This is a genomic window from Streptomyces vinaceus (assembly GCF_008704935.1).
Classification (GTDB): domain Bacteria; phylum Actinomycetota; class Actinomycetes; order Streptomycetales; family Streptomycetaceae; genus Streptomyces; species Streptomyces vinaceus.
The window spans coordinates 2,663,369-2,675,450 of the sequence record NZ_CP023692.1 but is presented as its reverse complement, the minus strand read 5'-3'; the positions used below and the strand labels follow the sequence as shown (position 1 = coordinate 2,675,450).

The 12,082-nt window shown below is 73.1% G+C and carries 10 protein-coding genes; 8 read left to right on the top strand and 2 right to left on the bottom strand.

The features are described from left to right. The first annotated feature begins 50 nt into the window (after positions 1–50). The 3 genes from CP980_RS11690 to nudC all read left to right on the top strand — a co-directional run bounded on the left by CP980_RS11690 (position 51) and on the right by nudC (position 6,129). Positions 51–3,653, top strand: a complete 3,603-nt coding sequence (locus CP980_RS11690; RefSeq protein WP_150528123.1) for an ATP-dependent helicase — start codon at positions 51–53, stop codon at positions 3,651–3,653. A 10-nt stretch (positions 3,654–3,663) separates the two neighbouring features. Next, the gene (locus CP980_RS11685; RefSeq protein ID WP_150528122.1) at positions 3,664–5,079 is read left to right on the top strand and encodes a dipeptidase; all 1,416 of its coding nucleotides are present in this window, start codon (positions 3,664–3,666) and stop codon (positions 5,077–5,079) included. A gap of 108 nt (positions 5,080–5,187) precedes the next feature. Continuing rightward, entirely contained in the window at positions 5,188–6,129 is a 942-nt protein-coding gene (gene nudC / locus CP980_RS11680; RefSeq protein ID WP_099889591.1) for an NAD(+) diphosphatase, read from the top strand. A 118-nt stretch (positions 6,130–6,247) separates the two neighbouring features. Here the strand turns inward: nudC and CP980_RS11675 are convergent, their stop codons facing one another. Continuing rightward, positions 6,248–6,508, bottom strand: a complete 261-nt coding sequence (locus CP980_RS11675; RefSeq protein ID WP_030153502.1) for a mycoredoxin — start codon at positions 6,506–6,508, stop codon at positions 6,248–6,250. Positions 6,509–6,631: 123 nt separating this feature from the next. Between CP980_RS11675 and CP980_RS11670 the strand changes: the two genes are divergently transcribed. From CP980_RS11670 to CP980_RS11650, 5 genes are all read left to right on the top strand, one after another. Further along, positions 6,632–8,857, top strand: coding sequence for an ATP-dependent DNA helicase UvrD2 (locus CP980_RS11670; RefSeq protein WP_150528121.1), 2,226 nt, complete (start codon positions 6,632–6,634; stop codon positions 8,855–8,857). Positions 8,858–9,025: 168 nt separating this feature from the next. Next, positions 9,026–9,361: a hypothetical protein gene (locus CP980_RS11665; RefSeq protein ID WP_099889589.1), complete on the top strand. Its 336-nt coding sequence runs from the start codon at positions 9,026–9,028 to the stop codon at positions 9,359–9,361. Between the two features lie 185 nt (positions 9,362–9,546). Beyond that, positions 9,547–9,918: a WhiB family transcriptional regulator gene (locus tag CP980_RS11660; protein WP_030153506.1), complete on the top strand. Its 372-nt coding sequence runs from the start codon at positions 9,547–9,549 to the stop codon at positions 9,916–9,918. After that, on the top strand, positions 9,915–10,244 hold the full coding sequence (locus CP980_RS11655) for a hypothetical protein (protein ID WP_132756593.1): 330 nt from the start codon (positions 9,915–9,917) through the stop codon (positions 10,242–10,244). The genes CP980_RS11660 and CP980_RS11655 overlap by 4 nt, the downstream gene beginning before the upstream one ends. 122 nt (positions 10,245–10,366) lie before the next feature. Next, positions 10,367–10,573, top strand: a complete 207-nt coding sequence (locus CP980_RS11650; protein ID WP_132756595.1) for a hypothetical protein — start codon at positions 10,367–10,369, stop codon at positions 10,571–10,573. A gap of 31 nt (positions 10,574–10,604) precedes the next feature. On the opposite strand, the gene CP980_RS11645 is transcribed toward CP980_RS11650, so the two are convergent. Continuing rightward, positions 10,605–11,933, bottom strand: coding sequence for an ABC1 kinase family protein (locus tag CP980_RS11645; protein WP_132756596.1), 1,329 nt, complete (start codon positions 11,931–11,933; stop codon positions 10,605–10,607). Between the last annotated feature and the right edge of the window lie 149 nt (positions 11,934–12,082).

Below are 12,082 nucleotides of genomic sequence, written 5' to 3'. Positions count from 1 at the left end.
ACGGTGAGACGGCGGCCGGGAGTGTCGGTGGGTCGGGTTAGCCTCTTCACGTGTCCGCGCGTCCGTCCGTCCTCACCGACCCCGAGCAGCTCAAGGAGCTCCTCGGCATCCCCTTCACGCCCGAACAGCTGGCCTGCATCACCGCCCCCGCCGCCCCCCAGGTCATCGTGGCCGGCGCCGGCTCCGGCAAGACCACCGTCATGGCCGCCCGCGTCGTCTGGCTGGTCGGCACCGGAGCGGTCGCCCCCGAGCAGGTCCTCGGCCTGACGTTCACCAACAAGGCCGCCGCCGAGCTCGCGGAGCGCGTGCGCAAGGCCCTGGCGCGGGCCGGCATCACGGACCCGGACCCTTCGCCGACCGAGGCCGACGCGGCCGGCGGCGAGCCGCGCATCTCCACGTACCACGCCTTCGCCGGCCAGCTCCTGGCCGACCACGGCCTGCGCATCGGGCTGGAGCCCAGCGCCCGCCTCCTCGCCGACGCCACCCGCTTCCAGCTGGCCGCGCGCGTGCTCCGCGAGGCGCCCGGCCCGTACCCGGCGCTCACCAAATCCGTCCCCGACCTGGTCAGCGACCTGCTCGCGCTCGACGGGGAACTCTCCGAGCACCTGGTGACCCCGGCCGAGCTGCGCGCGTACGACACGGAGCTCCTCGACACCCTCGCGGGCGCCAAGCTCACCAACGAAGACCTGCGCAAGGTCCCCGAGGCCGTGCGCGGCCGCCTCGAACTGCTGGAGCTGACCGAGCGCTACCGCACCGCCAAACGCTCCCGCGACCTGCTCGACTTCAGCGACCAGATAGCCCTCTCCGCGCAGCTCGCCACCACCCGGCCCGAGGTGGGGGAGCTGCTGCGCGAGGAGTTCAAGGTGGTCCTGCTCGACGAGTACCAGGACACCTCGGTGGCCCAGCGGCTGCTGCTGTCCGGCCTGTTCGGCGGGGGCAGCGGACACGCGGTGACCGCCGTCGGCGACCCCTGCCAGGCGATCTACGGCTGGCGCGGCGCGTCCGTGGCCAACCTGGACGACTTCCCCGAGCACTTCCCGCACGCCGACGGGCGCCCGGCGACGCGGTTCTCGCTGAGCGAGAACCGGCGCAGCGGCGGCCGCCTCCTCGACCTGGCCAACGAGCTGGCCGCGCCGCTGCGCTCGATGCACGAGGGCGTCGAGGCCCTGCGGGCGGCGCCGGGGGAGGAGCGGGCCGGCTCCGTGCGCTGCGCGCTGCTGGACACCCACGCCGAGGAGCTGGAGTGGCTGGCGGACTCGGTCGCGCACCTGGTCCGTACGGGGACCGAGCCGCGCGAGATCGCGGTGCTGTGCCGGTCGGCCCGGGACTTCGCGCAGATCCAGGCCGTCCTGGTGGCCCGGGACGTGCCGGTGGAGGTCGTCGGGCTGTCCGGACTGCTGCACCTGCCGGAGGTCGCGGACCTGGTCGCGGTGTGCGAGGTGCTCCAGGACCCGGGGGCCAACGCCTCGCTGGTCCGGCTGCTCATCGGCCCGCGATGGCGGATCGGCGCGCGCGACCTGGCCCTGCTGGGGCGCCGGGCACGGCAGCTGATCGGCCGTACGCCGGGCGAGGTGGATCCGGACGAGCGGCTCGCGGCGGCGGTGGAGGGCGTGGACCCGGCGGAGGTCGTCTCCCTGGCGGACGCGCTGGAGACGTTCCTCGACGGTTCCGCGGCCGCCTCCGACGACCTCCCGTTCTCCCCCGAGGCCCGGGTCCGCTTCGCGCACCTGGCCCAGGAACTGCGCGACCTGCGGCGTTCGCTCGCGGACCCGCTGATGGACGTACTGCACCGGGTGCTGGCCGCGACCGGCCTGGAGGTGGAGCTGTCGGCCTCGCCGCACGCGCTGGCGGCCCGGCGCCGCGAATCGCTGTCCGGCTTCCTGGACGTGGCGGCCGGCTTCGCCTCCCTGGACGGGGAGGCGTCCTTGCTGGCCTTCCTCGGTTTCCTGCGCACGGCGGTCCAGTACGAGAAGGGCCTGGACCACGCGCTGCCCGGCGGGGAGAACACGGTGAAGGTGCTCACCGCCCACAAGTCCAAGGGGCTGGAGTGGGACGTGGTGGTGGTCCCGGACCTGTGCGCCGGCTCGTTCCCGAAGGAGAAGGCCCCGGAGCCGTGGACCTCGTACGCGAAGGTCCTGCCGTACGGACTGCGCGGTGACGCGGCGACCCTCCCGGACGACCCGGCGTGGACCTCGGCGGGCCTGAAGGCGTTCAAGTCCGCCCTGAAGGAGCACAAGGCGGTGGAGGAACTCCGCCTGGGCTACGTGACGTTCACCCGCCCCCGCACGCTCCTGCTGGCGTCGGGGCACTGGTGGGGCCCGACGCAGAAGAGGCGCCGGGGTCCGTCGCCGTTCCTGACCTCCCTCCACGACCACTGCGCGGCGGGCAACGGGGAGATCGAGGTCTGGGCGCCCGAGCCGGACGCCGACGCGGAGAACCCGTCCCTCGCCACGGAGTCCACCCCGGACCGGTCCTGGCCCCTGCCCCTGGACCCGGAATCCCTCCGGCTGCGCCGCGAGGCGGCGGCCCTCGTCGAAGCCCACCTGGCCGCTCCCGGGCCGGCCCCGGCCCCGGAGGCCTACCTCTGGCCCCCGCACTGCGAGGACCCGTCGTACGCCGAGGAGCCGGACGGAGGCGACCTCTGGGCGGCGGACGCGGCGACCGTCCCGCACCCCCGCACCGGTGAAGGCCTCCGGGCCGAGGAGCCCTGGGCCGAGGACCCGTGGGGCGAGGACCCGTGGCCCGAGGACCCCTGGGCCGAGGAGCCGACGCCCGGCCCGACGGCCGGGGACCCCCGGGCCGAGGAGCCGGCGTCCGGCCCGACCCCGCCGCCCGGGGTCCCCGCCCCGTACGACGGCGGCGCCGGCCACCGCCCCGGTCCGCCGCCCGGCGACCGGCCCCGCACCCCCCGTACGGGCGCCCGCAGCGGCCTCACCCCCGAAGAGGCCCGCGCCGTCGCGTCCTGGGACCGGGACCTCGAAGCGCTGGAGGGCGAGCTCCTGCGGGCCCGCGTCGCCGTGCGCGACGTCGAGCTGCCGGCCGCCCTCTCCGCCAGCCAGCTCCTGCGCCTCGCCGCCGACGAGGAGGGCTTCGCACGCGACCTCGCCCGCCCCATGCCCAAGCCCCCGCAGCCCGCGGCGCGCCAGGGCACGCGCTTCCACGCCTGGGTCGAGTCCCGCTTCGACGAGCTCCCGCTGCCGCTCCTCGACGTCCTCGACCCCGCGACCGAGCTGCCCGGCTCCGACCAGGACATCGTCGACGAGGCCGACCTCGACTCCCTCAAGGCGGCCTTCGAGCGCAGCGAGTACGCCGACCGCACCCCGTACCGGATGGAGGCGCCCGTCCAGCTCACGCTCGCCGGCCGCGTCATCCGCGGCCGGATCGACGCCGTGTACCGCGGCGAGGACGGCTCGTACGAGATCGTCGACTGGAAGACCGGCCGCACCACCGAAGCCGACCCGCTCCAGCTCGCCGTGTACCGCCTCGCCTGGGCGGAAGCCACCGGCACGCCCCTCGACCGGGTCACCGCCGCCTTCCTCCACGTCCGCTCCGGCCGCGTGATCCGCCCTCGCGACCTGCCCGGCCGGGACCGTCTTGAGCGGATCCTCCAAGGCAAAACGGACACGGACAGTGACCAGCACCCCGGCAGTTAGGCTCGTAGGCATGAGCGAAACCCCGGCGGACAGCGTCGTCCGCACCGTCCGCACGTACATCGACGCCCACCGCGCCGCCTTCCTCGAAGACCTCGCCGAGTGGCTGCGCATCCCCTCCGTCTCGGCCCAGCCCGAGCACGCGGACGACGTACGCCGCAGCGCCGAATGGCTCGCCGCCAAGCTCAAGGAGACCGGCTTCCCCGTCACGGAGGTCTGGCCGACCGCCGGCGCGCCCGCCGTCTTCGCCGAGTGGCCGAGCTCGGACCCGGACGCCCCGACCGTGCTCGTGTACGGGCACCACGACGTGCAGCCCGCCGCCGTCGCCGACGGCTGGCACACCGACCCCTTCGAGCCGGTGATCCGCGAAGGGCGCATGTACGCGCGCGGCGCCGCCGACGACAAGGGCCAGGTCTTCTTCCACACCCTCGGCGTACGGGCCCACCTGGCGGCCACCGGCGCCGAGGCCCCGGCCGTGCACCTCAAGCTGATCGTCGAGGGCGAGGAGGAGTCCGGCTCCCCGAACTTCCGCGCCCTCGTCGAGCGCGAGGCGCGGCGCCTCGCCGCCGACGTGGTGATCGTCTCCGACACCGGCATGTGGTCCGAGACCACGCCCACCGTCTGCACCGGCATGCGCGGCGTCGCCGACTGCGAGATCGACCTGCACGGGCCGGACCAGGACATCCACTCCGGCGCCTTCGGCGGGGCCGTGCCCAACCCGGCCACCGTCGCCGCCCGCCTGGTCGCGGCGCTGCACGACGCCGACGAGCGGGTCACCATCCCCGGCTTCTACGACAACATCGCCGAGCTCACGGACGAGGAGCGGGCGCTCATCGCCGAGCTCCCGTTCGACGAGTCCGAGTGGCTGCGCACGGCCAAATCGCACGCGGCGGCGGGCGAGAAGGGCTACTCCACCCTGGAGCGGGTCTGGGCCCGGCCGACCGCCGAGGTCAACGGCATCGGCGGCGGCTACCAGGGCCCCGGCGGCAAGACCATCGTGCCCGCCTCCGCCCACCTGAAGCTGTCGTTCCGCCTGGTGTCGGGGCAGGACCCGTACGAGGTCGAGGCGGCCGTGCGGGACTGGGTCGCGGCGCGGGTCCCGGACGGGATCCGGCACTCCATCGTCTTCGGCGCCCCCACCCGGCCCTGCCTGACCCCGCTGGACCACCCGGCGCTGCAGTCGGTCGTACGGGCCATGGGGCGGGCGTTCGGCGAGAAGGTCCGCTTCACCCGCGAGGGTGGCTCCGGACCGGCGGCCGACCTCCAGGACGTCCTGGGGGCGCCCGTCCTGTTCCTCGGCATCTCCGTGCCGTCGGACGGCTGGCACTCGCCGAACGAGAAGGTCGAGCTGGACCTGCTGCTCAAGGGGGTCGAGACGGCCGCCTACCTGTGGGGCGACCTGGCCGCCTCCCACGGCCGACCCGCCTGACGCACGCACCACGCGCCGGGCACCACGCCCCGAGCACAGCACCAGCACCACGCACCACGCACCACACGTACCGAGTCACCGAGCCTGCCTGTCCCACCACCGGGGGAGTTGGAAGTACCTGTGAGCACCCATACCGAGCACCCGATCTCGCTCGCCGCGCCCAGCGGAATCGACCGGGCCGCGCACCACCGCCTCGACGAGGCCTGGCTCGCGGCCGCCTGGAGCCACCCGACGACCCGCGTCTTCGTGGTCTCCGGCGGTCAGGTCCTGATCGACGACACCCCCGACGGCGGCACCGGAATCGTCATGACCCCGGCCTTCGAGGCCCCGGTCACCGAGACGCACCGCTATTTCCTGGGCACCGACGACGACGGCGTACGGTACTTCGCGCTCCAGAAGGACTCCCTGCCAGGCCGGATGGACCAGTCGGCCCGCCCGGCCGGCCTGCGCGAGGCCGGGCTGCTGCTGTCCCCGCGCGACGCCGGGCTGATGGTGCACGCCGTGGCGCTGGAGAACTGGCAGCGGATGCACCGCTTCTGCTCGCGCTGCGGCGAGCGCACGGTGGTCGCGGCCGCCGGGCACATCCGCCGCTGCCCGGGCTGCGGCGCCGAGCACTACCCGCGCACCGACCCGGCGGTGATCATGCTGGTCACCGACGAGCACGACCGCGCGCTGCTGGGCCGCCAGGTGCACTGGCCGGAGGGGCGCTTCTCGACGCTGGCCGGGTTCGTGGAGCCGGGCGAGTCGATCGAGCAGTCGGTCGTGCGCGAGGTGTGGGAGGAGGCGGGCATCAGGGTCGGCGAGGTCGAGTACGTCGCCAGCCAGCCCTGGCCGTTCCCGTACAGCCTCATGCTCGGTTTCACGGCGCGCGCCACGACCACCGAGATCACGGTCGACGGGGAGGAGATCCAGGAGGCCCGCTGGTTCTCCCGCGAGGAGCTGCGCGCCGCGTTCGAGTCGGGCGAGATGCTGCCCCCGTCGGGGATCTCGATCGCGGCCCGGCTTGTCGAGCGCTGGTACGGGGAGCCGCTGCCGCGCGCGGCGGCGTAAGGCTTCTCACACGGCGGGGCGCCGGTCCGCCCGCGCCCGCAGAAGACACGCAGACGGCATGCAGAAGGCCCCCGCCACGGCGGGGGCCTCTCTGTCGCGCAGTGCGCCGGGACGCGGCTCAGACGGCCAGGGCCTGCTTGACCTGGGCCAGGCTCGGGTTCGTCATGACCGACTCGGCGCCGGCGGCGGACTTCACGAGCACGGTCGGGACCGTCTGGTTGCCGCCGTTCGCCTTCTCGACGAACGCCGCGGACTCCGGGTCCAGCTCGATGTTGATCTCGTTGTACGCGATGCCTTCCCGGTCCAGCTGGGTCTTCAGCCGGCGGCAGTAGCCGCACCAGGTCGTGCTGTACATCGTGACGGAACCCGTGTCCTGCATGCTGCGCTCTCCTCTGTGGGGTCTGGGTGGTCCGAGTACTCGAACGTACGGGACCCCGGGGCCATTCCCGTACCCGCGCTACGGCCGGGACCTCGCAGTACGTCAAGTGGGACCGTGTGACGAATGCGCGCACCCTGTGGACAAGTTTCCCGTCCGCCCCTCGGGACCTGGCAGCATGGCGGGGTGACATCAGCAACGCACCTCCCCTCCTTCCCCGCCGGCGCGGACTCGGCCGACGCGGTGCTCCTGGGCCTGGACCCCGAGCAGCGCGAGGTCGCGACGACCCTGCGCGGGCCGGTGTGCGTGCTGGCGGGCGCGGGCACGGGCAAGACCCGCGCGATCACCCACCGGATCGCCTACGGGGTGCGTTCGGGCCAGCTCATGCCGGCCAGCGTGCTGGCCGTCACGTTCACCAACCGCGCCGCCGGCGAGATGCGCGGCCGCCTGCGCTCCCTGGGCGCGGGCGGGGTGCAGGCGCGGACGTTCCACTCCGCCGCCCTGCGCCAGCTCCAGTACTTCTGGCCCAAGGCGATCGGCGGCGAGGTGCCCCGGCTCCTCGAACGCAAGATCCAGTTCGTCGCCGAGGCCGGCGCCCGCTGCCGCATCCGGCTCGACCGGGGCGAGCTGCGCGATGTCACCGGTGAGATCGAGTGGGCGAAGGTCACCCAGACCGTCCCCTCCGACTATCCGGCGGCCGCCCTGAAGGCGGGCCGCGAGGCCCCCCGGGACATGGCGGAGATCGCCCAGATCTACGGGACGTACGAGCAGCTCAAGCGCGACCGCGGCATGATCGACTTCGAGGACGTGCTGCTCCTCACGGTGGGCATCCTCCAGGACCGCCACGACATCGCCGAGCAGATCCGCACCCAGTACCAGCACTTCGTGGTGGACGAGTACCAGGACGTCAGCCCGCTCCAGCAGCGGCTGCTCGACCTGTGGCTCGGCGAGCGCGACAGCCTCTGCGTCGTCGGCGACGCCAGCCAGACGATCTACTCCTTCACCGGGGCCACCCCCGACCACCTGCTGAACTTCCGCACCCGCTATCCGCAGGCCACCCTGGTCAAGCTGGTCCGCGACTACCGCTCCACCCCCCAGGTGGTCCACCTCGCCAACGGGCTCCTGGCCCAGGCCAGGGGCCGCGCCGCCGAGCACCGCCTGGAGCTGGTCTCGCAGCGCGAGCCCGGCCCCGACCCGGTCTACGCCGAGTACCCGGACGAGCCCGCCGAGGCCGAGGGCGTCGCCCTGCGCATCCGGGACCTGATCGCGGCGGGCGTTCCGGCCGGCGAGATCGCCGTGCTCTACCGCATCAACGCCCAGTCCGAGATCTACGAGCAGGCCCTCGCCGACGCCGGCGTCCCGTACCAGCTGCGCGGCGCCGAGCGGTTCTTCGAGCGCGCCGAGGTGCAGAAGGCGATCCTGGCCCTGCGCGGCGCCGCCCGCTCCGGGGGCAACGACCCGCTGCTCGACGACGTCGTCGAGCTCGGCTCCCAGGTGCGGGCCGTGCTCAGCTCCACCGGCTGGACCACCGAGCCGCCCGCCGGCTCGGGGGCCGTGCGCGACCAGTGGGAGTCGGTGGCCGCCCTGGTCCGGCTCGCCGAGGACTTCGCCCGCGGCCGCCCGGGCGCGACGCTGGCGGACCTGACCGTCGAGCTGGACGAGCGCAGGGCCGCCCAGCACGCCCCGACCGTCCAGGGCGTCACCCTCGCCTCCCTGCACGCCGCCAAGGGCCTGGAGTGGGACGCCGTGTTCCTGGCCGGGCTCACCGACGGCATGCTGCCGATCACGTACGCCAAGACCGACGAGCAGGTCGAGGAGGAGCGCCGGCTGCTCTATGTCGGCGTCACCCGGGCGCGGCTGCACCTGACGCTCTCCTGGGCCCTCTCCCGGGCTCCGGGCGGCCGGCCCTCCCGACGCCCCAGCCGCTTCCTGAACGGCCTGCGGCCGGGCTCTGCGGCCCCGGGAAGCCGGCCGGGCGCCCCGGCCGAGAGAGGGGCCCGCAAGCGCGGGCACCGCGGGCCGACGCTGTGCCGGGTCTGCGGCAGGACCCTCACCGAGGCCGGCGAGCTGAAGCTGATGCGCTGTGAGGACTGCCCGTCCGACATGGACGAGGGCATCTACGAGCGCCTGCGCGAGTGGCGGGCGGACCAGGCGAAGGAGCAGGGACTGCCCGCGTACTGCGTGTTCACGGACAAGACGCTCGTCGCGATCGCCGAGGCCCAGCCGTCCGAGGAGGGCGAGCTCTCGATGATCTCTGGAGTCGGCCGCCGCAAGCTCGACCGGTACGGGGCCGAGGTCCTGGCCATCTGTGCAGGTCAGGACCCTGGGGCCGGGGATGCTGACGACGCGTAGAAACTCGTCGGAAAAATAGTTTGCACATGCCCAGCGAATCCCCATAGGTTCTTAGCAACGGAAACGGTGGCTTCTCCGAAGCTCCGGATCCGTGCTGTACTTATCCGAATACGTATGGGACAGGCCCCCGGGCCACCGTCCCCGAGACGCCGAGAGGAGGCGAGACCAGTGACCAGCTTCATCACCACCACCAAAATGACCGATCGCTCGGTCGCCGCTTCCTGCACGCTCGGCTCCTCCTCGCTCCTCCCGCTCCTGGGTACCGGTCTGTCCGCGATTTCCGCTGACAGCCGCGCCCTGCTGGCCGCGCCCTCCGCGCTCCTGGCGAGCGAGCGGAATGAGCGACCGACCCAGGCATCGGTGGCAGTAGTGGAAGCCCAGGCGCACGGCGCCTATGGCTTCGCTGCCGCAGCCGGTGCCGGAGTCCAGACGAAGCAGACGAAGCAGCAGCACCACCTGATGTGGGCCTTCCGTGGGCTCGAACCCTGGAGTGATCCAGCCTGATTTCAAGATCAGGCCGGCGCCTTCAGGGCCGCGGAACCCCACCCGGGATCCGCGGCCCTTCTGTTTGTCTCCGACCGGGGGACGACAGCACGAAGGAGCCTCGGGACTGGCAAGACCAGGTACCAGCCGCCCCCGGCCGAACCCGGCCGGAACGACTAGCCAACCAAGACGAGGAAGAAAACACCGTGCAACTCGAAGCGCACGCCCCGTCCGTACCGCAGACCCAGACGATCTCCCCGCCCGCAGTCCCGGAGGACTCCACCTTGACTCCCCTCACCGCGCTGACCGCGCTCGACGACGCCATCGAGAACCTCGGCGTACCCGTCGCCTGCCGTACCTACGACCCCGAGGTCTTCTTCGCCGAGTCCCCGGCGGACGTCGAGTACGCGAAGTCCCTGTGCGCCACCTGCCCGCTGGTCGAGGCCTGCCTCGCCGGTGCGCTGGAGCGCCGCGAGCCCTGGGGTGTCTGGGGTGGCGAGCTCTTCGTCCAGGGCGTTGTCGTAGCCCGGAAGCGGCCCCGTGGCCGTCCGCGCAAGAACCCGGTTGTCGCGGCATGACCGCCATCGGAACCATCGACCGCCCCCTGACGCACGACCCCTTGAAGCAGGCCCTCATGACCGCCCACACGACGAGCGAGCAGCCGCACGGCTCCGCCCACGCAGACTTCATCACCGCCGGCGCGATCACCTCGCGTCAGAACAGGACCCGAGAAATGCAACTCATCCCAGAAGCCCTGGCCCGTGCCCATATGGACGACCGCATGCGCGAGGTCGACGCCGAGCGTCGCGCCCTGCGCCTGGTCGCCGCCCGCCGCATGCAGCGGCGAGCCGAGCGCGTCTCGCTGCGCGCCCGGCGGGCCCTCGCCATGGCCGTCATGCACTGAGCCACGGCTGAACCGCCGCTGACCAGCGGCGCGGCAGCGTATGGGGGGACCGGTCCGAACGGACCGGTCCCCCCGGTGCGTTGCGGACGGCTCTCCGCGCCTCGTGGGGATATCGTCTGGAGGTGGACCAGCCGAATCCCCACCCCACCCCGTCCGGACCCGAGGCCCAGCCCGTCGTCTGCGCGCGCTGCGGCAAGAAGGCCCCCGACGGCGCCCCGCCCACCTGGACCTGCTCGGTGGAGAACGGGACCAGACAGTACTTCTGCGTCGACTGCGCGCGCGCCAACCTCAGGGCGATCGAGGGCCGCCTCGACTCGTCCTGGTGGTGACCGCGCCACCTCGACCCCAGCGCCTACGCGCTCACTCCTCGGGCAGGAAACCCGGGAGCCAGGACTCCAGTTCCTCCCGCAGCCGTACCGTCGCGCCCAGCTGGCAGAGCACCCCGATGGTGCTCAGAGTCACCCGGTGGATCAGCAGATACGAGGGCGGCAGATTGATCTGCCGGCCCAACTGGTGCGCGGGGGAGCGGGGATCGGCGATCCGAGCCGCCTGACCGCGCAGCCACGGCCGCGTGAAGGTGAACTCCTCCGCCTGCGCGGGCTCGATGATGGGCAGCAGATAGTCCAGCACCGCTTCCGGATCCAGTTCGATGGACTCCCGCACGAACCCCTCGGCGCACAGGTGTCCGTAGATTCCTTCGGCGTCCCCCTCCAGCGTCATCCGCAGTGAGGTGCCGATGGGCTTGGGCCAGCCGCCGGGCAGCCGGTCGACGGTGCCGAAGTCCAGCACGCCCAGCCGTATCCGGCCGTCCGCCCCGGCCAGCAGGCGGAAGTTGCCCGGGTGCGGATCGGCGTGCAGCAGGCCGGTGCGCGCGGGCCCCGAGAAGAGGAAGCGGGCCAAGAGCTGTCCGGCGCGGTCGCGCTCCTCCTGGGTGCCGTCCGCTATCACCTCGGACAGCGGGGTCCCCTCCATCCACTCGGTCACCAGCACCTGGTCGCCCTGGTGCACGACATCCGGTACGACCACGTCCTCGTCGCCCTCGAACGCGTCCGCGTGCGTGCGCTGGGCCTCCGCCTCCAGTTCGTAGTCCAGCTCCTCCGAGACCCGGTCGCGCAGCTCCTTGATCAGCGGCTTGACGTCCATGCCGGGAACCAGCGGCCCCAGCAGTCCCGCGAACCGGCCCAGTTGCTTCAGGTCCGACAGCAGTGCCTCGCCGGCCCCCGGGTACTGGACCTTCACCGCGACCTGCCGGCCGTCGTGCCACACCGCCCGGTGCACCTGCCCGATCGAGGCGGCCGCGGCCGGCTTGTCCTCGAACTCCTCGAACAGGTCCCGCCAGTCGGCCCCCAGCCGCTCCGCCAGCACCTGGTGCACCGTCTGCGCGGGCAGCGGCGGAGCCGCCTCCTGGAGCTTGGTCAGCGCCGCCCGGTACGGCCCGGCGACCTCCTCGGGCAGGGCCGACTCGAAGACCGAGAGCGCCTGCCCGAACTTCATGGCACCGCCCTTCAGCTCCCCGAGGGTGCGGAACAGCTGCTCGGCGGTGCGCTGCTGGAGCTCGCGCGCCACGATCTCCGCCGACTTGCCGCCGATCCGCTTGCCCAGCCCCCAGGTGACCCGGCCCGCGAAGCCGAGCGGCAGCGCGGCCAGCTTGACGGTACGGGTGACCGCCTTCCGGGGAAGATCAGACATGCGCCCCTCCAGTTCCCAGACAGCTGTGCCGCAAGCGGCGGTTCAGGATGGCCCCTCGGCCCACCGCATCCTGTCATGGCGCCCGCGCCCCGCCCCGGCCGAGGCGTCCGCTCGTGATGTGGCAGGAATCCGCCCGTTGCCGGACAGCA